This window comes from Streptomyces sp. NPDC003943 (genome assembly GCF_053605265.1).
The window spans coordinates 1-24,980 of record NZ_JBSGIW010000042.1 but is presented as its reverse complement, the minus strand read 5'-3'; the positions used below and the strand labels follow the sequence as shown (position 1 = coordinate 24,980).

The window sequence follows — 24,980 nt, the reverse complement described above, 5'->3', positions numbered from 1 at the left end:
CATGACCGTCCTCACCGCCGAGGCCACCGGCGCCGCCACCGGGGCCGCCACCGTCGAGTTCCGCGGCCTGCGCCGCCGGTTCGGCGCCACCACCGCCCTCGACGGGCTCGACCTGACCGTCGCGCCCGGCGAACTCCTCGCGCTGCTCGGCCCGTCCGGCTGCGGCAAGACCACCGCCCTGCGCATGCTGGCCGGCTTCGAGCACCCGGACTCCGGCGCCGTGCTCGTCGACGGCAAGGACATCACCGAGGTGCCCGCGCACCGTCGCGACGCCGGCATGGTCTTCCAGTCGTACAGCCTCTTCCCGCACCTCAGCGTCCTCGACAACATCGCCTTCGGGCTGCGCATGCGCAAGGTCGGCAAGGCCGAACGGCGCGCCACCTCAGCCGAGTTGCTGGAACTCGTCGGCCTCGGCGACAAGGGCGACCGCTTCCCCCACCAGCTGTCCGGCGGTCAGCAGCAGCGCATCGCCCTCGCCCGCGCCCTCGCCCTCCGGCCGCGCGTGCTGCTCCTCGACGAGCCGCTCTCGGCGCTCGACGCCAAGGTGCGGCTCACGCTCCGCGACGAGATCCGCCGCATCCAGCGGGAACTCGGCATCACCACGCTCTTCGTGACGCACGATCAGGAGGAGGCGCTGTCCATGGCCGACCGGGTCGCCGTCATGCGCGCCGGCCGTCTGGAGCAGTGCGCCCCGCCCGCCGAGCTGTACGGGCGGCCCGCGACCGCCTTCGTCGCCGAGTTCGTCGGCACCATGAGCCGCGTCCCCGGGCGCCTGGACGGCAGCACCGGCAGCCTTGTCGAGGTACTCGGGCAGCGGCTGCCCGTCGACGGCGAGACGCCCGAGGGGACGAAGGACGTGGACGTGCTCGCACGGCCGGAGGACGTGCGGGTGACGACGGACGGCGCGTGCGCGGCCCGGATCGTCGCGACGGCCTTCCTCGGCGCGACCACCCGGCTCACCGTCCGGCTCGCCGACGCCACCGAGGTCAAGGCCGACCTGCCCACGCACGAGGCGGCCGCCCTCGCGACGGGGGATGCTGTGACGGTGACCCTGCGCGAGCGCCCGGTCCTCGTCGCCGTACGCAAGTAGAAGAAGAGAAAGTGACGCTGACGCACGTGAATCCCGAACTCTCCCTCCACGCCGTCCTGTTCGACATGGATGGCACGCTCGTCGACACCGAGGGCCTGTGGTGGGAGGCCGTGGAACAGGTCGCGGGCCGGCCGCTGACCGACGCCGACCGGCCCGACGTCCTCGGCCGGCCCGTCGAGCACACGGCCGACTGGCTCGCCGCCGAGAACGGCCGTGACGCGGCGGCGCTGGCCGCCGAGCTGCACCGGGAGTTCGCCGACCGGGTCCACGCCGGCGTCGTGCCCCGGCCCGGCGCGCTCGACCTGCTGACCGCGCTGGCCGGCGCGGGCGTCCCCACCGCCCTCGTCACCGCCTCGCCCCGCGCCGTCGCCGACACCGTCATCGCCGCGCTCACCGCTCTCGGCGCGCCCGGGTTCGCGGTCTCGGTCACCGCGGACGACACCGGGACGACCAAGCCCGAGCCCGAGCCGTACCTCGCCGCCTGCCGCGCGCTCGGTGTCGAGCCCGCGCACTGCGCGGCCGTCGAGGACACCCCGACCGGAGTCGCCTCGGCGGAGGCCGCGGGCTGCGCCGTGCTCGCCGTGCCGTCGCTCGTGGCGATGGACCCGGCGCCCGGGCGGACCGTGCGGGACAGCCTGGCCGGTGTCACGCCGGAGTTCCTCGCCTCCCTGATCAACCGCCGACTCACCGTCATGAGCTGGAACCTGTGGCTCGGCGGCGGTCTGGTCGAGGACTACCGGGCCAAGCAGCTGGTCGTCATCCGGGCCTCCGGCGCCGACGTCATCGGCTTCCAGGAGACCGGGCGGACCGCCACCCAGGAGCTGGCCGCCGCACTCGGCTGGCACCACCACGCGGCGGGCGAGAACCTCGGCATCCTCAGCCGCCACCCGATCGTGGCCCGGCTCGGCGACCCGGAGGTCGGCTTCTACGGGGCGGCGGGCGTCCGCGTACGGACCGGCGAGGGGCGCGAGGTCGACATCTGGACGGCGCACCTGCACTACACCCCGTACGGGCCGTACGAGGCCGCCTTCGACGGGCTCCCGGCGGACGAGCTGATCGCCCACGAGGAGGTCCGGCTCGCCCAGATCCAGGACACCCTGGAGCGCGTCCGCAAGGAGGCGGGGGAGGACCGGGCCGTCGTCGTCGTCGGCGACTTCAACGCGCCCTCGCACCTCGACTGGCCCGACGTCAGCTGGCCGGTGACCAGGGCCGCCGAGGACGCCGGGCTCCGCGACTCCTACCGCGAGGCCCACCCCGACCCGGTACGCGACCCGGGCCACACCTGGTCGCCGATCCACCCGGTCCACCCGGAGGAGGGCGAGCAGGCCGGCCGCCCCGAGCCGCAGGACCGCATCGACTACGTCCTGCACAACGGGCGCGGCCTGCGCGTCCTCGACTCGCGCACCCTGGTCACGGGCACCCCCCGCCCCTGGCCGGACGTCGCCGCCAACGAGTGGCCGTCCGACCACGCGGCGGTGATCACCACCTTCGCGCTCTAGATCTCCTCGTCGGCGAGCTCCGCCACGCCCGTGATCCGGTGCAGCGGATACGTGCGGACCTCGTCGGCGGTGTGGTCGTAGCCGGTCACGAAGCCGCCCTCGACCCGCACGGGCGCGATGACCCGCTGGCTCGCCGCGCCGTCGGCGTTGACGTAGCCGATCCACACCGCCGAGCCGGTGAGCGCGGCGGCCTGCACCGTGGCGAGGGTCTCGGCGGCGGAGGTGCGGGGCAGGGAACCGGCCGCGACGGGGGTGGCGGCCGGCTCCTTGCGCACCACCGTCGCCGCCCGGTCGCCCGCGCGGATCGCCTTCACCGCGGCCGTCAGCATCGTCGCGTCCGGCACCGGCGGCCCGTCCGGCACCGGCGCGGGCGCGGTCCGGTCCGGCGTCCGGTAGGCGTCGGCGCGGGTGATCAGCACGTCGCCCTCCGCCGACTCGGCCGCCGGCGCGTACCCCATCGCCCGCAGCCCCTCCAGGAGCGCCGACGGATCCGACTGCGCGGCCAGGACCGTCGGCGCGAGGCGGCGCAGGCCGAGCCCGGCCGCCCGCTTGTCCACGAGGATCTCGCCGAGCATCGCGTCGTCGTCGCAGCGCACGTACGAGGACGCCGCCCCGACCCGCAGGTGCCCGTGCCTGCGGGCCACGTCGTCGATGAGGTACGCGAGCGGCTGCGGTACGGGGGTGCGCGAGTGCGCCGTCAGGAAGTCGTGCAGGTCGGACGCGCTGCGCCCGGCGTCGAGCGCCCGGCGTACGGAGGCGGGCGTGAAGCGGTACACGGTGGCGCCGCCCTTGGACTCCACGTCGGCGAGCACCGACAGCGTCTCGGCGAGCGGCCGCCGCAGCGGCCCGGGCGCGACGGCCGTCAGGTCCGCCTGGAGCAGCACGTGGTCCACGGCCTCGGGAAGGAGGGGCGCGAGGAGCGTCGCGGCGCGGGAGGCGGCGACGGCCGGCTCGCAGTCGCCGGGATGCCCGGTCGCGGGCGCGGCCTCCGCGAGCGGCAGGTTGAGCAGTGCCCGGGCGGGCGTGGCGAGCGCGCCGCGCCCGGTGATGCCGAGCTGCTCGGCCTCCTCCAGGGTCCATACGGCGATGCGCTCGCGCAGGTCGGCCGCGCCCGTACCGGTACCCGCCGCGCCGCGCAGCGGGCGGTCCCAGCGCAGTCGCGCGAGCACTGACTCCCGGTCGGCCGCGGCCCCCGGCGGCAGCGTGGCGAGCAGGGCGAGCACCCGCCGGCGCACCTCCGGCGCCGCGCCGCGGTCCAGGCCCGGGCCGAGGGCGGCCAGGGTGCGGCCCTTGGCGTCCTGGGCGCCGACGAGGCCGGGGGCGCGGGTGGCGGCGAGCCAGGTGGCGGCGAGGCGGGACCAGCGCTCGGCGGCCGGGAGGTCGAGCCAGTCGTCGTACGCGGGGGTGGGGGCGTACCGCTCGTCCGCCTCGCCGTCGGACGCGAGCAGCCCGGCCCCGTACGCCAGCTCCAGCCAGAAGGCGGCGGTCGGCTCCGGCACGTCGAGGGCGGCGGCGGTGCGCTTGAGGTCGCGCACGGCGAGGCCGCCGGCGCGCAGCACCTGCGGGCCGCCCTGGTTCCAGGACTTCAGCAGTTCCTCGACCGTGGCGAGCGCCGCGTACGCCTGCCCGGCTGCCGCGTTGTCCACCACCTGTGGACGGTAGTCGCGGGTGACCGTGACCTCCGGAGCCACCGGCTCCGGCGCCGCGTGCACGCGTCCGCCGCGCAGATGCAGGGCCGCCTCGCGCGGCAGGACGACGGTCCGGGCCGAGACGGGCAGCAGCAGGCCCCGGTCGCGCAGCCAGCGCACCGGCGCCGCCGGGTCGGGCGTGACCTCGCCGTAGGGCGGGCCCCAGACCAGCCGGTCGAGGACCGTCAGCGCCTCGGACGGCGCCGTGTCGAGCAGCGCCGCCATCCGCGTGCGGTCCGTGAAGAGCTCCGTCAGCGCCGCCACCGCCGACACCGGGTCGTGCGTCGTCGGCAGCCCGGCCGCCGCGATGATCTCCTGCAGCCGGCCAGGCGACATCCCGGCCGTCGCCTCCGCGACCGTCGGGCCGAGGCCGGTCGGGGAGGGGTGCTGCGCCGACGGCGCGAGCAGCTCGCGCGCGGTCCGCACGAGCCGCAGCCGTTCGTCGTCGCCCCAGACGAGCGCCTGCTCGCGCAGCAGGGCGACGGCGCGGGGCAGCGCCGCCTCGATCTCCGGGTCGCCGCCGTCGCCGGCCACCAGACCGAGGAGCACGGGGTACGGGGCGGGGTCCGGCGCCACGGCGAGGGCCTCGGCGGCCTGGAGCGCGAAGCGGTCGAGCCGTTCGAGCGCCCGGACGACCGAGGCGCGCGTGCCGGCCCGGGTGGCCAGCTGCGTCAGGTCGTTCGGGACCGGCGCGAGCAGGTCCGGGCGGGCCCGCAGCAGGGCGGTGAGCGTGTCGTCGCCGCCGGCGCGCAGCGCCTCCGCGAGGGTGCGCGGCGCGCCCGCGCCGACGCCGGTCCCGCCACCCGTCCCTGCGCCTGATCCTTCGGGCACGTGCGCCTCCCGGTCGAGCTCACCGATCCCCATCCGGACCACGTTAGCCCCTGTCCAGGCGCTAACGTCGTGCCGTGGGGACCGAGGGGATCGAGAACGACCGAGAGAGCGGGCGCCGCCAGGACGTCAGGGGCGAGGCGGTGCCGGGGACGCCGCCGGGCATCCCGGGCGAGCCGGGTACGCCGGACGGGGCGGCGGAGCCGGCGGCCCGGGCGACGCCGCCGGGCGTCCCGGAACCGCGCCCGGCGGACTGGTGGCGGGCTGACGCCATGGTCACCGGGGCCACGGCCACCGGGCAGGTCCCGGGCTTCGTCGGCGGCGTGGAGATCCCCGAGATACTGCGGCCGCCGGCCGCCGAGGAGGAGTCGGAAGAGGAGCCGGAGGCCGACGGCGCCGAGGCCCCGGAACCGCCTCGTCCCGCCCGGCTCCGCGCGCTCCCGCGCTTCGGCAGCCCGCTGCTCCTGGTCTCGGCGGCGCTGCTGCTCGCGGGCGCCGCCCTCGGCTCCCTCGTCCCGCTCGCGGCCGGCTGGCTCGTCGCGTACTTCTCCCGCGAGCGCCGCGGCGCCGTCTTCGTCGCACCCGGCCTCGCCGTGGCCGCCGGGGTCGGCTGGCTGTGGGGCCGGGTGGAGGGCCGCTGGGGCGCTCCGGTCCCGGCGGGCAGCACGGGCATGGGCGCGGCGATCGGCGACACCTGGCCGTGGACCCTGCGGGCCGCGGCCGTCGCCTCGGCGCTGTTCCTGCTCTGGCGCGCGCGGCGCCGGGCCTCCTAGCCCTGCTGTTCGTCGCGCAGTACGAGGTCGAGCAGGCCCGGGAAACGGGCGTCGAACTCGGCGCGGCGCAGCCGGTTGACCCGCTTGGGCCCCTGGTCGCGCTGTTCGACGAGGCCGGCCGCGCGCAGGACGGCGAAGTGGTGGCTGAGGGCCGCCTTGCCGACGGGCACGTCGAAGCCGCCGCAGGCACGGGTCCACTCCTCCGACCCGGCGAGCTCGCGCACGAGGGCGAGGCGTACGGGGTCGGCGAGGGCGGCGAGGGCGGTGAGGACGGGGACGTCGTCGGGGTGGGTGTGCTCGGGCGCGGCCCGGTGGCGGGGCGTCGTCACGCTGTCCTCCCGATCGGGGTTTCGTACTTGCGGAGTGTTCGATCCAGATCATACAGTCGCCAGTGTTCGCTTTTCGTTGAACAGTCGAGAACTGTCGAGCCGGAGGTGCGGCATGCGTGCGATCGAATTCGGTGAGTACGGCGGTCCCGAGGTCCTGAAGACGGTGGACGCCGACGTCCCCGCCCCCGGGCCCGGACAGGTGAGCATCGACGTGGCGTACGCGGGGGTGAACTTCGCCGACCTCAAGGCGCGCTCCGAGGGCTACCGCGTCGAGGCCCTGCCCTTCCGCCCCGGCCTTGAGGTCTCCGGCCGGGTCCGGGCACTCGGCGCGGGTGTCACCGGCCTCGCCGTCGGCCAGGAGGTGGCCGCCCTGACCGACGGCGGCGGCTACGCCGAGGTGGCCGTGGCCGACGCCGCGACCGTCTTCCCGGTCCCGGCCGGCGTCGACCTGCGGACCGCCGCCACCCTCCCCACCGTCCTGCCCACCGCCCAGGCGCTCGTCCACGCGGTCGGCCGGCTCCAGCCCGGCGAGACCGTCCTCGTGCACGGCGCCGCCGGCGGCATCGGCACGGCCGTCGGCCAGCTCGCGAAGGCGGCCGGCGCGGGCGCGGTGTACGGCACGGTGTCGTCGGCCGCCAAGGCCGAGTACGCCCGCGGCCACGGCTACGACGAGCTGTTCGTCGGCGACTTCGAGCGCGACCCGCGCGCCCTGGAGAAGGCGGTCCGCGCGGCGACCGGCGAGCGCGGCGTCGACCTCGCCCTCGACCCCGTCGGCGGCGAGACCTTCAAGGCCACGCTCGCCTCCCTCGCCGTCTTCGGCCGGCTCGTCTCCTTCGGCAACGCCGGCTCCGCCGAGCCGTGGCGGGTCGGCCAGCCCGAGCTCTACCCCACCGGGCTCGCCGTCTCGGGCTTCTCCATCCTGACGCTCGCGAAGACCGGTCCCGACGCCCTGCGCGCCCTCGCCGACCGGGCCTTCGCCAAGGTCGCCGAGGGCACGGTCACGCTCCCCGTCACCGCCGAGTTCCCGCTCGCGGACGCGGCTGAGGCGCACCGACTGATGGGCTCCCGCACGAGCACCGGAAAGCTCCTGCTCAAGGTCGCCTGAGGCGGCGCCTGGTGCCGCCTGACGTGCCGCCTGACGTGCCGCCTGACGTTCCTCCGGGCGTCGGCGGCGCGTTTCGAACACCTGGGCAGAATGGCCGCATGGATTCCCGTAGCGGCGCTCCCACGGTCGGCTTCGACCTCGACCTGACCCTCCTCGACACCCGCCCCGGCATCAAGGCCGCCTTCGAGGCCTTCTCCGCCGACGTCGGCGTCCCGATCGACGCCGACCTGGTCGTCACCCGGCTCGGCCCGCCGCTGGCGCAGGAGCTCGCGCACTGGTTCCCGGAGGAGCGGGTTCCGGAGATGGTGGTGCGCTACCGCGAGTTCTACGGGCAGTACGCCATCGAGCCGACCGTCCCGATGCCCGGCGCGCGGGACGCGATCCAGGCCGTGTCCGAGGCCGGCGGCCGCACCATCGTCGTCACCGCCAAGAACGCGCCGCACGCCAAGCGGCACCTCACCCACCTCGGCATGGAGCCGGACGCCCTCGCCGGCGACCTGTGGGCCGAGGGCAAGGCGGAGGCGCTGCGCGCCCACGGCGCGAAGGTGTACGTGGGTGACCACGTCGGCGACGTGCGCGGGGCCCGTACCGCCGGCGCGTTCTCGGTCGCCGTCGCCACCGGCCCGTGCGCCCCCGAGGAGCTGCGCGCGGCCGGCGCGGACGTCGTCCTCACCGACCTGACGGACTTCCGGGCCTGGTGGCAGGGGTACCTGGCCGGCTACCGCGGCTGACCGGCCGCCGCCTGGACGGCCCGCGCCCGGCGGCGCTGCGCGGCGATCGACCGCAGCACGCCGGCCGCGGCGACCAGGAAACCGACGCCCATCAGCATCGAGACGAGGTACGCGACCGTCGGGAACGGCGAGGTCCCGAGGAACAGCGGAGCCACCGTGACCAGGGTCGCGACCGCGCCGATGATGAAGAGGACCGCACCGGCCCGGACCAGACCGTCACCCGGAGCGGGTTCGTCCGTCGGGGCCGAAGTCGGAGCCGAAGGGGTTTCACTACGCATTCGGCCAGGGTAGTTCCCTGGCCGGGAGGAACGGACCGGAGACGGCTTGTCACCGGGCCGGGGCCCATTAGCCTTGGTGCACCGCGGGCAGGTGACCCGCTGTATCTCTTTCAGAGCCACGGGTTGTTCACGGTGCAGCCCCGGCGCACCCATCGAGTACGAGGACGAGGACGGACGTGCCTACCGGCAAGGTCAAATGGTTCAACAGCGAGAAGGGCTTCGGCTTTCTCTCCCGTGACGACGGCGGCGACGTCTTCGTGCACTCGTCGGTGCTCCCCGCCGGAGTCGACGCCCTCAAGCCGGGGCAGCGCGTGGAATTCGGCGTCGTCGCCGGTCAGCGCGGTGACCAGGCGCTCTCCGTGGTCGTCCTCGACCCGACCCCGTCCGTCGCCGCGGCGCAGCGCCGCAAGCCCGACGAACTGGCGTCCATCGTCCAGGACCTGACCACGCTCCTGGAGAACATCACGCCGATGCTGGAGCGCGGCCGCTACCCCGAGAAGGTCCACGGCAAGAAGATCGCGGGCCTGCTGCGCGCGGTCGCCGACCAGCTCGACGTATGAGCCGCACGGCTCCCCGCTAGGGGAATCCCGGCGCGTCCGAAGTGGTCGGGCCGCCTTACGGGAATCGCAGCGCGTCCGGGCCGAGGGGCGGGACCAGCCCTTCGGCCGCCGCGCGGGTGAGGAGCCCCCGCACGGCCGCGGCAGTGTTTTTCGGCCGCCCTCGCACTGCTTCGCAGGCTTCGGGCGGCTGCCGGACTCCGTCCGGCGTCCGGGCGCGTCCGAAGTGGTCGGGCCGCCTTACGGGAATCGCAGCGCGTCCGGGCCGAGGGGCGGGACCAGCCCTTCAGCCGCCGCGCGGGTGAGGAGCCCCCGCACGGCCGCGTAACCGGTCTCGCCGAGGTCGGCGGTGAACTCGTTGACGTAGAGACCGATGTGCTGGTCGACGACCTTCGGGTCCATCTCCTGCGCGTGCTCGAGTACGTACGGGCGCGAGACGGACGGGTCGTCCCAGCCCATTCGGACCGATGCCCGCGCCGACTCGGCGAGCAGACGCAGCGTGTCCTCGCCGAGCGAGCGCTTCGCGACGATCGCGCCGAGCGGGATCGGAAGACCGGTGGTGTGCTCCCAGTGCTCGCCCATGTCGGCGAGCGCGTGCAGCCCGTAGTTCATGTACGTGAAGCGGGCCTCGTGGATGACGAGCCCGGCGTCCACCTTGCCGTCCCGCACGGCCGGCATGATCTCGTGGAACGGCAGCACGACGATCTCGCCGACGCCGCCCGGGACGGTGTCCGCCGCCCACAGCCGGAACAGCAGGTACGCGGTCGAACGCTCGCTCGGCACCGCGACCGTCTTGCCGGTGAGATCCAGCCCGGCCTCCCGGGTCAGCACGAGCGGCCCGCAGCCGCGCCCCAGGGCACCGCCGCAGGGCAGCAGGGCGTACTCGTCGAGGATCCACGGCAGCACGGCGTACGAGACCTTCAGGACGTCGTACGGGGCGTCGCCGTCCGCCGCCCAGCCGTTGGTCAGGTCGATGTCGGCGAAGGTCACGTCCAGGCGCGGGGCGCCGGGGACGCGGCCGTGGGCCCACGCGTCGAAGACGAAGGTGTCGTTCGGGCAGGGCGAGTAGGCGATCTTCAGCTTGGGCATGACGGGAGCTCCACGAATGCGGTGCGGCTGAGCTGCTGGAAGGCGCCGCGCAGGGCGGCCAGGGCCTCGCCGATCCGCCAGGCGGCGCGGTCGCGCGGGCCGACCGCGTTGGACACGGCCCGGATCTCGACGACGGGCACGCCGTGCGCGGCGGCGGCCTCCGCCACCCCGAAGCCCTCCATCGCCTCGGCGACGGCGCCCGGATGACGCTCCGCCAGCTCGGCGGCGCGGCCGGCGGTGCCGGTGACGGTGGAGACGGTGAGGACGGGTCCGACGACGGCGTCCGGCAGGGCGGCCGCGATCAGGTCCCTGAGGGGCTTCGCCACGCGGTGCGCGGACCGCCCGAAGCCGAGCTCCTCGACGGCCAGGTAGCCGTCGGGCGTCTGCGCCCCGAGGTCCGCCGCGACGACGGCGTCGGAGACCACGACGCTCCCGAGCGGCGCGAGCGGCTGGAACCCGCCGGCGATCCCGGCGGAGACGACCAGGCCGTACGCACAGGTCGCCAGGGCCGTGGCGGCCGCGACGGCGGCCGCGGCCGGTCCCACCCCGGCGGCGAGGACGTCCACGTCTCCGTGCCGGCGCAGCACGAAGCCGCCGGGCAGCGGGACCTCGGTCTGCCCGGCCTCAGCGTGGCCGAGACCCGCGGCGACGGAGTCGGCCTCCGCCGCCACGGCCGTCACGACCAGGATGCGAGGGGACGGGGTCAGGACTTCTTCTTGAGGTTGAAGTGCCAGATGCCGGTCACGGACTTGCCGCCGCTCTCGACGATGGTGACCTGGGTCTGGTCCGGCGCGGCGCCCATCTGGCTGGAGAAGAACGCGCTGGCCGGGATGGTCCGGTAGGTCTTCTTGAACGGCTCCGGCTCGGCGTTCTGGCCGTTCAGGAAGATCGTCCAGCCCTTGTCGGCGATGTCCGGGTCGACGCCGAAGCGGATCTTGTCCGACGGGTCGACGGAGATCGACTTCTCGGCCTTCTTGTTGAGGCAGGCGGGGATCTGCTTCTCCTCGATGGCCTTGCCGTCGTTGTAGCAGGCGGCCTGGGAGTTCACCGACGAGGACCCGACCGTCACGGTCGCGAGCGGGGTCGGCTTTTCGCAGGCGGAGAGGACGAGGAGCCCCGCGGAGACAGCCCCGAGGGCCACGGCGGCCCGGCGGCGCTTGGAGGTGAGGAACGCAACGGTCATGGCCCGAAGGCTATCGGTCCGCCGCGCTCATGCCACGCGGGGGTACGGCGTGCCGCCGCGTTGCGGCCATTCGCCCGGTTCCGGCCCCCGCGCCGGGCCTCCTGGCCGGGCCCGCGGCTAAGCCCCGCGCCGGGCCACCTGGCCGGGCGCGGCACCCGCACCGGGCCTCCTGGCCGGGCCCGCGGCTATGCCCCGCACCGGGCCACCCGGCCGGGCGCGCGGTTACGCCGCCCGCGCCTTCGTGGAGGTGCCCTTGCGCCGGCCGCGCTTCCGCGCGGCGCCGATCAGGCCCCGTACCGAGAGCAGCCAGCCGACGCCCAGGATGCCCGCCGCCACCGACATCCCCACCGTGCCGTTCAGCGGCAGCACGATGCCGATCGCGCCGCCCACCACCCACGCCATCTGCAGGGCCGTCTCGGACCGGGCGAAGGCCGAGGTGCGCACCAGCTCCGGCACGTCGCGCTGGATCAGGGCGTCGAGGGACAGCTTGGACAGGGCCTGCGTCAGGCCCGCCACGGCGGTGAGGACGGCCACCATCAGGCCGCCGAAGAAGATCGCCGTGCACACCGCCGCCGCGAGGACGAGGGACAGCATGGCGGCGATGATCACCTCGGGCCCGTGGCCCCGGTCCTTCAGGAGCGAGCCGACCGCCGTCCCGCACGCGTTGCCGACGCCCGCCGCCACCGCCACCATGCCGAGCGAGACGGCCGCGCTCTGCCCGGGCAGCGGGTGGACCCGCAGCAGGAAGGCCAGGAAGAAGATCAGGAAACCGGACAGCATGCGCTGCGAGGCGTTCGCCTCCAGGCCGTGCAGGACGGACGGGCCGACCGTCCGCAGGCTCGGTTTCTTCTCGCCGTGGGTCAGCAGGTGGGCCCGCCGCTCGCCCTTCGCCGAGTCCACCTTGGGCGGCAGCCGCAGCGCCCAGAACGTACCGAGGAGGAAGAGCGCGCACGCGCCGTACAGCGACGCGGCCGAGTCGAGCCGTTGCAGTCCGGCGCCGACGGGCGCGGCGATGCCCGTGGCGAGCAGACCCGCGAGGGTGACGCGCGAGTTCGCCTTGACGAGCGAGAAGTTCGGCGGGAGCAGGCGCGGCACGACGGCGCTGCGCACCACCCCGTACGCCTTGGAGGCGACCAGTACGCCGAGTGCCGCCGGATAGAGCTGCAGGCCGCCGGTGGCGACCGCGCCGGACATCAGGAGGGCGAGCACGGCGCGGGTGAGCATCGCGCCCGCCATGGCCGCGCGGCGGCCGTGCGGGAGGCGGTCGAGGAGCGGGCCGATGACGGGCGCCAGGAGGGTGAACGGGGCCATCGTGACGGCCAGGTAGAGCGCGACCCGGCCGCGTGCCTCGTCGGTCGGGACGGAGAAGAAGATGGTGGAGGCGAGGGCGACGGTGATCATGACGTCGCCGGCGCCGTTCACGGCGTGCAGCTCGATCAGCTTGCCGAGCCCGGATTCGCCCGCGCCGTGCGCGTGGGTGGCCTTGCGGATGCCCTTCGCGGTCCCGGTGAGCGGAATGTGCAGGGCGCGGCCGACCTTCCGGCCCGCTCGGCGGAGCGGCCCGGCCCGGTCCCCACGATGACGATGATCGTGGGATCGTACGGGAGACCGCGCGGCTGCCACTCCGTCATAGTGCCCCAGTACGGGCCGCGGGGGCGGCTGACGGGGCCCGGCGGGTCCGCTTCGACGTGTGACGAAACCCGTGGCGGGTCCCTTTCGACCGCCCGCCGACCGCCCGCCGACCGCCTGTTGACCGCCTGCCGACCCTCCGCCGATCGTCCGCGATGCGGGCCACTTGGGGCGGGCAGGTGGGCTGAGCGCGGCGAACGGGGTAGCGTGCGTAGCGCGCCACCGGCGGATGTTCTCGGCCGCGCGCCTCTTCGGCATCCCGCAGAATGGATGACGATAGGTGTGCCCGAGACATGCGAGACATCGTCGGGCGTGGACGTCGATGCGGCCCTCTGGTCCGCTCCGCTCACTGCCCGGAACCTCCCGCTCCTCGGCCGGCGCACCCGTGAGACGGCGTAGGAGAAGAGCGAGACCTGTGAGTGCTGCGACGACGCGAAGCCGTACCCCGCGAGCCACGCGTACCCCGCGAGCCGCGCGTACCCCAGACCGTCTCTGCGCCGAGGCGGTAGACCTGGCGAGGGAGGCCGCCGAGGAGGCGGCCGCGCCCGGCATCGTCGGCGAACACGTGGAGCTCGTCGCCGAGGGCGACCGGGTGGTCACCCACTTCTTCGAGTGCAAGGAACCCGGCTACCGCGGCTGGCGCTGGGCCGTGACCGTCACCCGCGCCTCCCGCGCGAAGAACGTCACGCTCGACGAAACCGTCCTGCTGCCCGGCCCCGACGCCCTCCTCGCCCCCGAGTGGGTGCCGTGGAGCGAGCGGCTGCGCCCCGGCGACATGGGCCCCGGCGACCTGCTCCCCACCGAGCAGGACGACCTGCGCCTGGAGCCCGGCTACTCGGGCGAGGACGCGCCGCCGCCGAACTCCGTGGTCTCGGAGGAGATGGCCGACCACCTCGACGCCGAGGACGCCGAGATCACCCAGCGCGCCACCTCGCGCGGCGCGATCGCGGCCGTCGCCGAGGAACTCGGCATGCGCCGCGCGCGGGTCCTCTCCCGCTACGGGCTCCACCAGGCCGCCGACCGCTGGGACGAGGCGTTCGGCGCGAACACGCCGATGGCCCAGGCCGCGCCCGCGACCTGCGTCTCCTGCGCCTTCCTGGTCCCGCTCGCCGGTTCGCTGAAGCAGGGCTTCGGCGTCTGCGCCAACCAGTTCTCCCCGGCGGACGGCCGGGTCGTGTCGCTGTCGTACGGCTGCGGCGGCCACTCCGAAGCCGCCGTCATGCCGAAGCCGCCGCGCCCGGCGGCCCCCGTCCTCGACTCGATCTCGGCGGACGAGTTCCCGCTCCGCCCGGCGGCGGACTCGGGCTCGACAACGGAACCGGACGGCGCGTCGGAGGACCTGGGCCACTCTTAGGAGGCGACGGGACGGGCGTCGACCGGCGCGGACGCGCCCCCGCGCGCCCCCTGTGGGGGGACGTGCCCCCGCCGTCGGGGTGGGGGCGGGCGCGGTACCTTCGGGCACCGGCCAGATACCCGCACCGCACCTCAGAGTGGAGTCAGACGTGAGCGTCAGCGTCAGGACGTCGACCGACGGAACCGACCCCTTCGGTACCGCACGGCTCCGGAGGGGCGTGCTCGACGCGTGGGCGGCGGGGCCGGCCAGGTTCCGGGAGGACGCGAACGCCGAGGAGGACCTGGTCCTCGGCGGCTACCGGGACCGGCTCGTCGTGGAGCTCGCGCAGAACGCCGCCGACGCCGCCCGCCGCGCCGGCGTCACCGGCCGGCTGCGCCTGACGCTGCACCCGGCGGACGCCGACGGCCCGGCGGTGCTCGCCGCCGCGAACACCGGCGCCCCGCTCGACGCCGCCGGCGTCGAGTCGCTGTCCACCCTCCGCGCCTCCGCCAAGCGCACGGAGCGCGACACCGGCGCCGTCGGCCGCTTCGGCGTCGGCTTCGCCGCCGTGCTCGCCGTCTCCGACGAGCCGGCCGTCCTCGGCCGCCACGGCGGCGTCCGCTGGTCCCTCGCGGAGGCCCGCGAGCTGGCCGCGGACGTGGCCCGGCACAGCCCGGGCCTGGGCGACGAGCTGCGCCGCCGTGACGGCCACGTGCCGCTCCTGCGCCTCCCGCTGCCCGCCGAGGGCACCGCGCCCGACGGCTACGACACGGTCGTGGTCCTGCCGCTGCGCGACGCGGCCGCCGTCGACCTGGCCGAGCGGCTGCTGGACTCCGTCGACGACGCCCTGCTGCTCACTCTCCCGGGTCTCACCGAGGTCGTCGTCGAGACGGCCGGCGGCACGGCCCGCACCCTCACCCGCGCGGAACGCGACGGCTACGTCCACGTCACCGACTCCGCGACCGGCAGCCACCGCTGGCGGACCGTCAGCCACACCGGCCCGCTCGCCGCGGACCTGCTCAAGGACCGTCCGACCGAGGAGCGCCTGCGCCCGCACTGGTCGGTGACCTGGGCCGTGCCCGTGGACGCCGACGGCGCGCCGCAGTACCCGGGTACCGACGCCGTGGTCCACGCCCCGACCCCGACCGACGAGCCCCTCGGCATCCCGGCCCTGCTCATCGCGTCCTTCCCGCTGGACACCGCGCGCCGCCACCCGGCGCCGGGGCCGCTGACCGACTTCCTGGTGGAGCGGGCCGGGGAGGCGTACGCCGAGCTGCTCGCCGACTGGCAGCCGGTGACGACCGGCACGCTCGACCTCGTACCGGGCCCGCTGGGCAAGGGCGCGCTCGACGGGGCGCTGCGGGCGGCGATCCTGGAGCGGCTGCCGCGCGTGGCGTTCCTGGCGCCGGCGGCCGCCTCGGAGGAGCTGCCGGCGCTGCGGCCGATCGAGGCGGAGGTCGTGGAGGGCGCGGGCGCGGAGACGGTCGCGGTGCTCGCGGAGGTGTTCCCGACGCTGCTGCCGGCGGGCCTGGAGCGCCGGGTGGAGCTGCGCACGCTCGGCGTGGGCCGGCTGCCGCTGACGGAGGCGATCGACCGGCTCGCGGGCGTGCACCGGACGCCGGGGTGGTGGTGGCGGCTGTACGACTCCCTCGCCGGCGTCGACCCGGACCGGCTGACCGGGCTGCCCGTCCCGCTGCTGGGCACGGAGTCCGACGCGGAGCCGTACGAGGGTGAGGAGGAGGGTCCGGCGGGGCCCCGCGTCCGCACCACCATCGGCCCGCGCCAGGTCCTCCTGCCGCAGGACCACACCCCCGCCGACCTGGCCCGCCTCGGCCTGAAGGTGGCGCACCCGGACGCCGCCCACCCCATCCTGGAGAAGCTCGGCGCCGTGCCGGCGACCCCGCGCGCGGTGCTGACCACGCCCCAGGTGCGGGCCGCGGTGGCCGGCTCCCTCGACGCGGGGGAGATCTGGGACGAGGACGGCGACGCCCTGGACGCGGAGGAGCTCGCCGAGACCGTCCTCGCGCTCGTGCGGGACGCGGACCTGGCGCCCGGCGACGAGCCGTGGCTCGGCGCGCTCGCGCTGCCCGACGAGGACGGCGAGCTGGCCCCGGCGGGCGAACTCGTCCTGCCCGGCTCGCCGTTCGCCGCCGTGATGCGCGAGGGCGAACTGGCGCTCGTCGACGCCGACCTGGCGGCGCGCTGGGGCGAGCAGCCGCTCGCCGCCGTCGGCGTCCTGGCCGGCTTCCAGCTGGTCCGCGCCACCGACCTGGTCCTCGACCCCGACGAACTCGACCCGCGCGAGGGCGACTTCGCCGAGCCGGACGACGCCGGGCTGCTCGACGCCGTCGACGTGTGGTGCGAGGACGTCCTGGACCGGCTGCCCGAAACCCCGGTGCCGCCGGTGGCGACCGAGATCGTCGCCGTACGGGACCTGGACCTGGTCGACGACGACGCCTGGCCGCAGGCGCTCGCCCTGCTCGCGCAGCCGCCGCTGCGGGACGCGCTGACCCAGCCGGTGCGGGTGCTGCTGCCGGACGGCACGACCGAGACCGTACGGTCGTACACCGCCTGGTGGCTGCGCGACCACCCCGTCCTGGACGGCCGGCGCCCCGCCGGACTGCGCGCGGCCGGCACGGACCCGCTGCTCATCGGCCTGTACGACTCCGCCGACGCGACCGGCTTCGAGGACGAGCAGGTGCTGCGGGCGCTCGGCGTACGCACCTCGGTGCGGGCCCTGCTCGACGAGCCGGGCGGCGCCGCCGAGCTCCTGGCCCGGCTCGCCGACCCGGCCCGCGAGGTGTCCGGCGCCCAGCTCCACGCCCTCTACACCGCCCTGGCCGACCTCGACCCCGAGCAGGTCACGCTTCCCGACGAGCTGCGCGCGGTCGTGGACGGCGCCCTGGTCGTCGTCGACGCCGCCGACGCCCTCGTCGCCGACGCGCCCGACCTGCTCCCGCTCACCGCTGGCCTGCCGCTCCTCCCGGTCGCCCCGGCCCGCGCCGCCGACCTGGCGGAGCTGTTCCAGGTGCGGCGGCTGAGCGAGGCGGTCGAGGCGGAGGTGACGACGGTCGGCGAGGAGCACGAGGTCCCGCTGTCGGTCCACGCCCTTCTCGGCCCGGCCACCCCGGCCACGTACATCGAGCACGACGAGCTGCGCGCGGCGGGCGTCGAGCTGGACTGGCGCCGCACCCCGGACGGTGTCATCCACGCCGCCACGCTGGAGGGCGTGGCGGCGGGCCTGGCCTGGGCGGCGGGCCAGTGGCCGCGCCGCTTCGAGGTGGCGGCGCTCCTGGAGGACCCGTCGCGGACGGCGGAGCTGGCCCGGGACCGCTGGTTCGACTGACCCGGTGCGCTGCTTCCCGCGGGTGGGGTCCGCCTGCGGGAGGCGGCGCCGGCGGCCCCATGGGCCCGGGGTCTGCTCACGCCTGTCGCGCCGGCAGCCCCATCGGGTTCGGGAAGGGGATCGTCCCCGAGTCCAGGACCTCGCCGGCCAGCGGCCCGAGGACGGCCGTCACCCGGTCCGCCTCCGCCGCCGAGAGGGCGGCGCGGTACGGGCGTACGGCCAGGGCGTCCGTCCGGGTCTCGATGTGGGCGCGAAGGCCGCGCCCGTCGCGGGACAGGAGCCCGTCGGCGTCGAGCAGCCCGCGCGCGGTGAGCCGGTCCGCGGCCGCCCGCCAGTCGTCCTCCGTCCAGCCGCGGTTCTCGCGGAGCGTCGCCGTCGGCGCGCCGCCCTCCGCCGCGGCGAAGAGCACGTGGACCTCGCAGCCGTCCAGGCCCTCGGCGGCGAGGAGGGCGACGTGGCCGTCGCCGCGGTGCTCCCGCAGGGCCGTCGTGGCCTGCCAGAGCGCGCCCACCGGGTCCTCGGGAGCGGCCACGCCCCGGTTCGCCGCGAACAGCGGCCGCCCGGCACCGTCCGCCGCCTCGATCACCCGCGCGAGCAGCGGCAGCAGCTCCGCGGCCGCCTCCGCCGCCGACGGCGCGACCCGCCGCAGCGCCGCCGTCGCCGCCTCCGTGCGGGCCTTCAGCACCGCCCCGGGCGCCGCGAAGCCCCACGCGTCGGGGACGGCCCGCCGGACCATCGCCGGATGGAAGTTGTAGAACGCGGCCTCCACCACCCCGGCGGACACCGCCCCCAGCGGCGCGGCCCGGGCCGCGAAGTAGCCCATCCAGAAGCCGCGCAGGCCGGCTTCGCGGTTGGCCTCGCGGCTCTCGGGCGCGAAGTAGGTGACGGCGTGCACGGGTTCCATGACCTGCCAGACCGTACGGGCGTATCCGGCGCCGGGTGCGTTGTCCGCCTCGTATGCCTTGTCCTCGTATGCCTTGTCCACGCCCGTCATGGTGCCAGTCGGCCGGCCCGCGAACGGGGGAGTTTCAGGCCGGGAACCGCCGTCCCACCCACCGCCACGCGACCTCCAGGACCGCCGACGCCACCACCGCGATCCCCACCGCCGCCCACGGCACCGTCACGCCCACCAGCTTCAGCGCGAAGAAGTGCTGGAGCGACGGCACGACGAGGACGAGGAGGAACGCCGCGCCCATCGCCGCGACCAGGGCGATCCGCCACCAGGTGTAGGGGCGGGCGATGATCGCGAGGACCCACATGGAGACGAGGAAGAGGGTGAGGGTGGCGGCGCTGGTCTCGGCGTCGAGGGCGCCGGGGCCGGTGTAGTGGTGGCGGGCCAGCAGGTACGTGGCGAAGGTGGCCGCGCCCGCGATGACGCCGGCGGGGATCGCGTACCGCATGACCCGCCGTACGAAGTGGGGTCTGGCGCGCTCCTTGTTGGGGGCGAGGGCCAGGAAGAAGGCGGGGACGCCGATGGTGAGGGTGGACAGCAGGGTGAGGTGGCGGGGCAGGAACGGGTACTCGACCTGGCTGACCACGACCAGGATCGCGAGCAGCACCGAGTAGACCGTCTTCGTCAGGAAGAGGGTCGCGACGCGCGTGATGTTGCCGATGACCCGGCGGCCCTCGGCGACGACCGACGGGAGGGTCGAGAAGGAGTTGTTGAGGAGGACGATCTGGGCGACGGCCCGGGTGGCCTCGGAGCCGGAGCCCATGGAGACGCCGATGTCGGCGTCCTTCAGGGCCAGCACGTCGTTGACGCCGTCGCCCGTCATGGCGACGGTGTGGCCGCGGGACTGGAGCGCGGCGACCATGTCGCGCTTCTGCTGCGGGGTGACCCGGCCGAAGACCGCGTTCGCGTCGAGGGCCTTCGCCATCGCGTCGCGCTCGGCGGGCAGGTTGCGGGCGTCGACGGTGTTCGCGGCGCCGGGCAGGCCCAGCTTGCCGGCGACGGCGCCGACGGAGACCGCGTTGTCGCCGGAGATGACCTTGGCGGAGACGTTCTGCTCGCCGAAGTACGCGAGGGTGTCGGCGGCGTCGGGCCGCAGCCGCTGCTCCAGGACGACGAGCGCGGTGGCGAGGGCGCCGGCGGCCACGTCGGGGGAGTCGAGGTCGGTCGCGGCCCGGGCGAGCAGCAGCACCCGCAGGCCCTGCTCGTTGAGCCGGTCGACCTCGCCGAGCGCCGGGTCCCCGGCCGGCAGCAGCACGTCGGGCGCGCCGAGCAGCCAGGTGGAGTCCTCGCCGTCGCCCTCGCTGAACGCGGCGCCGCTGTACTTGCGCGCCGAGGAGAACGGCAGCGACTCGGTGCACCGCCAGTCCACCGCGTCCGGGTACGCGTCGATGACGGCCTGGAGCGAGGCGTTGGGCCGCGGGTCGGACTCGCCGAGGGCGCCGAGCACCTTCCGTACGTACGACTCGTCGGCGCCGTTCAGCATCCGCAGCTCGGTGACGTCCATGCCGCCCTCGGTCAGCGTGCCCGTCTTGTCGAGGCAGACGACGTCGACGCGGGCGAGGCCCTCGATCGCCGGCAGCTCCTGCACGAGGCACTGCCTGCGCCCGAGCCGGATCACGCCGATCGCGAAGGCGACGGAGGTCAGGAGGACGAGCCCCTCGGGGATCATCGGGACGATGCCGCCGACGGTCCGGGCGACGGACTCCTTGAAGTCGTTGTCCTTGACGACGAGCTGGCTGATGACGAGCCCGAGCGCGGTCGGGATCATCATCCACGTCACGTACTTGAGGATCGTGGAGATGCCGCTGCGCAGCTCGGAGTGGACGAGCGTGAAGCGGGACGCCTCCTCGGCGAGCTGGGCCGCGTACGCCTCGCGCCCGACCTTGGTGGCGGTGAAGCCGCCGCCGCCCGCGACGACGAACGACCCGGACATCACCGGGTCGCCGGGCCGTTTCAGGACGGGATCGGCCTCGCCGGTGAGCAGCGACTCGTCGATCTCCATGCCGTCGGCCTCGGCGACCACGCCGTCGACGACGACCTTGTCGCCCGGTCCGAGCTCGATCAGGTCGCCGAGGACGATCCCGGAGGTGGAGATCTCGGCGGCGACGCCGTCGCGCCGGACGGTGGGTCTGGCCTCGCCGATGACGGCGAGCCCGTCGAGGGTCTTCTTGGCGCGGAGTTCCTGGATGATGCCGATGCCGGTGTTGGCGATGATCACGAAGCCGAAGAGGCTGTCCTGGATCGGCGCGACGAAGAGCATGATCAGCCACAGCACGCCGATGATCGCGTTGAAGCGGGTGAAGACGTTGGCGCGGACGATGTCGGCGGTGGAGCGGGAACTGCGGACGGGGACGTCGTTGACCTCGCCGCGCGCGACGCGTTCGGCGACCTCGGCGGAGGTGAGGCCGGCGGGGCGGTGCACGACGGGGGGCGTGTCGCGGGTGTCGGTCTGCGTCCGCTCAGTCATGTTCTCGACGGTACGACCGTATGCGTCCGGTCACCTGCCGAGAAGTCACTCCTGCGCTGCCCCTGCCTGGTGGCGCTTGATCGCCGCGTCCCGCTTGCGTACGTACCAGATGCCGATGAGCCCGAGGCCCGCGCCGGCCAGGCAGGTCCACACCCACGACGTCGCGTTGTGGTCGGCGAACCAGCCGTAGAAGGGGACCTGGACGAGGAACAGGACGAACCAGAGGATCGTGCCGCCGGTGATGGTGGCGACGACGGGCCCCTCAAGGGGCTCGGGTGCCTCGTGCTTCGGTGTCCACTTCGCCATGCCCGTCAGTCTAGGTGGCGGGTTTCGCTATCTACGCGCGGAGATGGACTCACGTTCGTTCATGTGTTCATACTGAAACGGTTTGCCTCTGGCAGGTTCCCTTCGTATGAACCGCCAAAAGGGACGCATTTTCTCTCGAAGAGGAACCCACCCCCATGAGTACGACGGCCACCGCCAAGGCCACGGCCCCCGAGGATCAGCTCCCCACGGGTCCCGTCTCCGGCCTCGACCGTTTCTTCAAGATCACGGAGCGCGGCTCCACTGTAGCCCGTGAAGTCCGCGGCGGTTTCGCCACCTTCTTCGCGATGGCCTACATCATCGTGCTGAACCCGATCATCCTCGGCAGCGCCAAGGACATGTACGGGCACCAGCTCGACGGTGGCCAGCTCGTCACCGCGACCGTCCTGAGCGCGGCCCTCACCACGCTCCTCATGGGCGTCATCGGCAACGTGCCGATCGCGCTCGCCGCCGGCCTCGGCGTCAACACGGTCGTCGCGCTCCAGCTCGCGCCGAAGATGTCCTGGCCGGACGCCATGGGCATGGTCGTCCTCGCCGGCCTCGTCGTGATGCTGCTCGTCGCGACCGGTCTGCGCGAGCGCGTCATGAACGCGGTCCCGGCCGGGCTGCGCAAGGGCATCGCGATCGGCATCGGCCTGTTCATCATGCTGATCGGCCTCGTCGACTCGGGCTTCGTCTCCCGCATCCCCGACGCCGCGCACACCACGGTCCCGCTCCAGCTCGGCGGCACCGGTCACCTCAGCGGCTGGCCCGTGCTGATCTTCATCCTGGGCACGCTGCTCACGCTCGCGCTGATCGTCCGCAAGGTGCCGGGCGCGATCCTGATCTCCATCGTCGCGATGACCATCGTGGCGATGGTGGTCAACGCCGTCGTCGACGTCCCGTCCTGGGGTCTGACCACCCCGGAGTGGCCCGGCAACCCGGTCGCCAGCCCCGACTTCGGCCTGTTCGGCTCGTTCAGCCTGTTCGGCGGTTTCCACAAGGTCGGCGTCCTGACGGGTGTGCTCTTCGTCTTCACCGTCCTGCTGTCCTGCTTCTTCGACGCCATGGGCACGATCCTCGGCGTCGGTGACGAGGCCAAGCTGATGGACAAGGACGGCAACTTCCCGGGCATCAACAAGGTCCTGCTCGTCGACGGCTTCGCCGTCGCCACCGGCGGTGCCACCTCCTCCTCCGCCACCACCTGCTTCGTGGAGTCCACGGCCGGTGTCGGCGAGGGCGCCCGCACGGGCCTCGCCTCGGTGGTGACCGGCGCGCTGTTCTCGGTCGCGCTGTTCCTCACGCCGCTCGCCACGATGGTGCCGTCGCAGGCGGCCACGCCCGCGCTGCTCGCGGTGGGCTTCCTGATCCTGGCCGGGTCGGTCAAGGAGATCGACTGGAGTGACCACACCATCGCCATGCCGGCCTTCCTGGCCATGGTGATGATGCCGTTCACGTACTCGATCACCAACGGCATCGGCATCGGCTTCATCGCCTTCACCCTGCTGCGGCTCGCGGCCGGGCGGGGCCGTGAGGTCCCGGTCGCGATGTACGTCGTGTCGGCGGTCTTCGTCTTCTACTACGCGATGCCGGCGCTGGGCCTGACCTGATCCCGGTCCATCCGGTCCCGGGGCGCGTCGGAGGCCCCGTAGAACTTCTCCGTCTCCTCGACCGCGGTCTTGAACCGCTCGTCGAAATCCTCGCGAATGAGCGTCCGGGCGACATAGTCCTGGACGCTCATTCCGCGTCTGGCGGCGTGTCCGCGGAGCCGTTCGAGCAGCTCTCCGTCGATGCGCAGGCTGAGCACGGTCGATTCCATGCCCGTCAGGTTCGCGCCAGGGAAGGGCCCCGCGCGTCACTTTCCGGATCGCTCTCACTCATTTGGGTGACAGATTGCGACACGGCGTTCTCACCCCGGCCCCTCGATTGGTCTTTAGGAAGAGTAATGAGTTACGCTAAGGACATGCCTGACCTGTCCCATGGCGACGTCACCGCAGACGACGCCGCGGCCGTGAACGCGATCCGCAGTGCCGTCATGCGGCTGAGCCGGCGCCTGAAGCACCAGCGCGTCGACGAATCGCTGAGCCCGACCGAGATGTCGGTGCTCGGCACCCTGTCGCTCTGCGGCTCGGCCACCCCCGGTGAGCTGGCCCGCAAGGAGCACGTCCAGCCGCCGTCGATGACCCGCATCGTCGCGCTGCTCGAAGCCAAGGGCCTGGTCAGACTGGAGCCGCATCCCGACGACCGGCGGCAGAAGGTGGTCAGGCAGACCGAGCAGGCGGAGTCCATGCTGGAAGAGTCCCGCCGCAAACGGAACGCCTGGCTCGCCACCCTCGCCGAAGGTCTGGACGAGGACGAGTGGGCCAAGCTTCGCGCGGCCGCCCCGGTCCTGGAGAAGCTCGCACACCTCTAGCACCGATGGCCGAGGAGGCGACGCACTTTGAGTACGGGACCCGGAGCAGACTCCGCACCCGTCCATAAACCCGCACACTATTCGCGGGCGAGCGGAGGGGCCCGCAAGGGAACCTTCTCCTCGCTCGGGATCCGGAACTACCGGCTGTTCTTCAGTGGGGCGATCGTCTCCAACACCGGTACGTGGATGGCCCGGATCACCCAGGACTGGCTGGTCCTGAGCCTCACCGGCTCCGCCGCGGCCGTCGGCATCACGACGGCGCTCCAGTTCCTGCCGATGCTGCTGTTCGGCCTGTACGGCGGCGTCATCGCCGACCGCTACCCGAAGCGCCGCATCCTCCTCGCCAGCCAGACCGCGCTCGGCCTGTGCGGACTGACCCTGGCCCTGCTGACCCTGACCGGCCAGGTCCAGGTCTGGCACGTGTACCTGATCGCCTTCCTGCTCGGCATGGTCACCGTGGTCGACAACCCGACCCGGCAGTCCTTCGTCTCCGAGATGGTCGGCCCGGCGCAGCTGCGCAACGCGGTCTCGCTGAACTCGGCCAACTTCCAGTCCGCCCGGCTCGTCGGCCCCGCCGTCGCCGGTGTGCTGATCTCCACGGTGGGCAGCGGCTGGGCGTTCCTCATCAACGCGCTGTCCTTCCTCGCGCCGATCGCCGGCCTGCTGCTGATGCGGACGAGCGAACTCCACAAGGTGGAGCGCGCCCCGCGCGGCAAGGGCCAGCTGCGGGAGGGGCTGAAGTACGTGGCCGGGCGCCCGGACCTGATCTGGCCGATCGTCCTCGTCGGCTTCGTCGGCACCTTCGGGTTCAACTTCCCGATCTGGCTGACCGCCTTCTCCGGCGAGGTCTTCCACGTCGGCGCCGGTACGTACGGCTTCCTGAACACCCTCATGGCCGCCGGCTCCCTCGCCGCCGCCCTCCTCGCGGCGCGCCGCGGCTCGACCCGGCTGCGCATGCTGGTCGTCGCGGCGGGCGTCTTCGGCGTCCTGGAGATCGCGGCGGCCCTGTCGCCCGCGTTCTGGCTGTTCGCGCTGCTGCTCGTCCCGATCGGCATGATCGGCCTCACGGTCAACATCAGCGCCAACTCCGCCGTCCAGATGGCGACGGACCCGGTCATGCGCGGCCGCGTGATGAGCCTCTACATGATGGTCTTCGCCGGCGGCACCCCGATCGGCGCGCCGCTCCTCGGCTGGGTGACCGACACCTACGGCGCGCGCGTCGGCTTCGCGACGGGCGGCCTGGTCTCCCTGCTCGCGGCGGCCGCCATCGGCCTGGTCCTGGCGCGGGTGGGCGGCCTGCTGGCCTTCAACACCCTCTACATCACGATCGTCCTCCGCGCCTTCCACGAGCGCACCCGCGAGACCCGGGTCACGTGGGGCCTGCTCG

At 74.2% G+C, this 24,980-nt stretch carries 22 protein-coding genes; 11 read left to right on the top strand and 11 right to left on the bottom strand.

Annotation, left to right across the window (positions count from 1 at the left end; translation table 11 throughout):
- Position 1 precedes the first annotated feature (1 nt).
- A complete protein-coding gene (locus ACWEV0_RS18865) occupies positions 2-1,090 on the top strand; it encodes an ABC transporter ATP-binding protein (RefSeq protein WP_453150427.1) in 1,089 nt (362 codons plus the stop codon).
- Positions 1,091-1,101: 11 nt separating this feature from the next.
- Positions 1,102-2,589 (top strand): HAD-IA family hydrolase, encoded by a 1,488-nt coding sequence (locus tag ACWEV0_RS18860; RefSeq protein ID WP_453150426.1) that lies wholly within the window; start codon positions 1,102-1,104, stop codon positions 2,587-2,589.
- Here ACWEV0_RS18860 and ACWEV0_RS18855 read toward each other — a convergent pair.
- Positions 2,586-5,141 carry a helicase-associated domain-containing protein gene (locus ACWEV0_RS18855; RefSeq protein ID WP_453150425.1) on the bottom strand — a complete coding sequence of 852 codons (2,556 nt, stop codon included), beginning with the start codon at positions 5,139-5,141 and terminating at the stop codon, positions 2,586-2,588. The genes ACWEV0_RS18860 and ACWEV0_RS18855 overlap by 4 nt on opposite strands.
- 41 nt (positions 5,142-5,182) lie before the next feature.
- Between ACWEV0_RS18855 and ACWEV0_RS18850 the strand changes: the two genes are divergently transcribed.
- Complete coding sequence (locus ACWEV0_RS18850; RefSeq protein WP_453150424.1) at positions 5,183-5,878, top strand: hypothetical protein; 696 nt, start codon at positions 5,183-5,185, stop codon at positions 5,876-5,878.
- Here the strand turns inward: ACWEV0_RS18850 and ACWEV0_RS18845 are convergent.
- Positions 5,875-6,207 carry an ArsR/SmtB family transcription factor gene (locus ACWEV0_RS18845; RefSeq protein ID WP_453150423.1) on the bottom strand — a complete coding sequence of 111 codons (333 nt, stop codon included), beginning with the start codon at positions 6,205-6,207 and terminating at the stop codon, positions 5,875-5,877. The two genes, ACWEV0_RS18850 and ACWEV0_RS18845, sit on opposite strands and share 4 nt — an antisense overlap.
- A gap of 112 nt (positions 6,208-6,319) precedes the next feature.
- On the opposite strand from ACWEV0_RS18845, the gene ACWEV0_RS18840 reads away from it, so the two are divergent.
- Both ACWEV0_RS18840 and ACWEV0_RS18835 read left to right on the top strand, forming a co-directional pair.
- Positions 6,320-7,312 (top strand): quinone oxidoreductase family protein, encoded by a 993-nt coding sequence (locus tag ACWEV0_RS18840; RefSeq protein ID WP_453150422.1) that lies wholly within the window; start codon positions 6,320-6,322, stop codon positions 7,310-7,312.
- 98 nt (positions 7,313-7,410) lie between these two features.
- On the top strand, positions 7,411-8,043 hold the full coding sequence (locus ACWEV0_RS18835) for an HAD family hydrolase (RefSeq protein WP_453150421.1): 633 nt from the start codon (positions 7,411-7,413) through the stop codon (positions 8,041-8,043).
- Here ACWEV0_RS18835 and ACWEV0_RS18830 read toward each other — a convergent pair.
- Positions 8,031-8,321 (bottom strand): hypothetical protein, encoded by a 291-nt coding sequence (locus tag ACWEV0_RS18830; protein WP_453150420.1) that lies wholly within the window; start codon positions 8,319-8,321, stop codon positions 8,031-8,033. The two genes, ACWEV0_RS18835 and ACWEV0_RS18830, sit on opposite strands and share 13 nt — an antisense overlap.
- A gap of 176 nt (positions 8,322-8,497) precedes the next feature.
- On the opposite strand from ACWEV0_RS18830, the gene ACWEV0_RS18825 reads away from it, so the two are divergent.
- Positions 8,498-8,881 (top strand): cold-shock protein, encoded by a 384-nt coding sequence (locus ACWEV0_RS18825; RefSeq protein ID WP_389205031.1) that lies wholly within the window; start codon positions 8,498-8,500, stop codon positions 8,879-8,881.
- 237 nt (positions 8,882-9,118) lie between these two features.
- Here the strand turns inward: ACWEV0_RS18825 and ACWEV0_RS18820 are convergent, their stop codons facing one another.
- The 4 genes from ACWEV0_RS18820 to ACWEV0_RS18805 form a co-directional block, all read right to left on the bottom strand.
- A complete protein-coding gene (locus ACWEV0_RS18820; protein WP_453150419.1) occupies positions 9,119-9,967 on the bottom strand; it encodes a 1,4-dihydroxy-6-naphthoate synthase in 849 nt (282 codons plus the stop codon).
- Positions 9,955-10,647, bottom strand: a complete 693-nt coding sequence (locus tag ACWEV0_RS18815; protein ID WP_453150418.1) for a futalosine hydrolase — start codon at positions 10,645-10,647, stop codon at positions 9,955-9,957. The genes ACWEV0_RS18820 and ACWEV0_RS18815 overlap by 13 nt, the downstream gene beginning before the upstream one ends.
- Before the next feature lie 23 nt (positions 10,648-10,670).
- A complete protein-coding gene (locus ACWEV0_RS18810) occupies positions 10,671-11,150 on the bottom strand; it encodes a DUF2771 domain-containing protein (protein WP_451607539.1) in 480 nt (159 codons plus the stop codon).
- A 222-nt stretch (positions 11,151-11,372) separates the two neighbouring features.
- Positions 11,373-12,773 (bottom strand): MFS transporter, encoded by a 1,401-nt coding sequence (locus ACWEV0_RS18805; RefSeq protein ID WP_453150417.1) that lies wholly within the window; start codon positions 12,771-12,773, stop codon positions 11,373-11,375.
- Positions 12,774-13,194: 421 nt separating this feature from the next.
- Here ACWEV0_RS18805 and ACWEV0_RS18800 point away from each other — a divergent pair, with 421 nt between their 5' ends.
- Both ACWEV0_RS18800 and ACWEV0_RS18795 read left to right on the top strand, forming a co-directional pair.
- On the top strand, positions 13,195-14,133 hold the full coding sequence (locus ACWEV0_RS18800) for a DUF3027 domain-containing protein (protein ID WP_453150416.1): 939 nt from the start codon (positions 13,195-13,197) through the stop codon (positions 14,131-14,133).
- A gap of 136 nt (positions 14,134-14,269) precedes the next feature.
- On the top strand, positions 14,270-17,458 hold the full coding sequence (locus ACWEV0_RS18795) for a sacsin N-terminal ATP-binding-like domain-containing protein (RefSeq protein WP_453150415.1): 3,189 nt from the start codon (positions 14,270-14,272) through the stop codon (positions 17,456-17,458).
- 76 nt (positions 17,459-17,534) lie between these two features.
- Here ACWEV0_RS18795 and ACWEV0_RS18790 read toward each other — a convergent pair whose 3' ends face one another.
- From ACWEV0_RS18790 to ACWEV0_RS18780, 3 genes are read right to left on the bottom strand one after another with little or no spacing between them, the layout of a single operon-like run.
- Positions 17,535-18,443, bottom strand: coding sequence for an SCO6745 family protein (locus ACWEV0_RS18790; protein ID WP_453150414.1), 909 nt, complete (start codon positions 18,441-18,443; stop codon positions 17,535-17,537).
- Between the two features lie 43 nt (positions 18,444-18,486).
- Positions 18,487-20,877: an HAD-IC family P-type ATPase gene (locus ACWEV0_RS18785; protein WP_453150413.1), complete on the bottom strand. Its 2,391-nt coding sequence runs from the start codon at positions 20,875-20,877 to the stop codon at positions 18,487-18,489.
- 45 nt (positions 20,878-20,922) lie between these two features.
- Complete coding sequence (locus ACWEV0_RS18780) at positions 20,923-21,183, bottom strand: DUF2530 domain-containing protein (protein ID WP_453150412.1); 261 nt, start codon at positions 21,181-21,183, stop codon at positions 20,923-20,925.
- Between the two features lie 155 nt (positions 21,184-21,338).
- On the opposite strand from ACWEV0_RS18780, the gene ACWEV0_RS18775 reads away from it, so the two are divergent.
- Positions 21,339-22,790, top strand: a complete 1,452-nt coding sequence (locus tag ACWEV0_RS18775; RefSeq protein WP_453150411.1) for an NCS2 family permease — start codon at positions 21,339-21,341, stop codon at positions 22,788-22,790.
- Here the strand turns inward: ACWEV0_RS18775 and ACWEV0_RS18770 are convergent.
- Entirely contained in the window at positions 22,760-22,999 is a 240-nt protein-coding gene (locus ACWEV0_RS18770) for a ribbon-helix-helix protein, CopG family (protein WP_453150410.1), read from the bottom strand. The genes ACWEV0_RS18775 and ACWEV0_RS18770 overlap by 31 nt on opposite strands.
- Positions 23,000-23,143: 144 nt before the next feature.
- Here ACWEV0_RS18770 and ACWEV0_RS18765 point away from each other — a divergent pair, with 144 nt between their 5' ends.
- Positions 23,144-23,593 (top strand): MarR family winged helix-turn-helix transcriptional regulator, encoded by a 450-nt coding sequence (locus ACWEV0_RS18765; RefSeq protein ID WP_403799398.1) that lies wholly within the window; start codon positions 23,144-23,146, stop codon positions 23,591-23,593.
- A gap of 27 nt (positions 23,594-23,620) precedes the next feature.
- Positions 23,621-24,980 (top strand): MFS transporter (locus ACWEV0_RS18760; protein WP_453150409.1); only part of this gene is annotated, 1,360 nt, incomplete at its 3' end.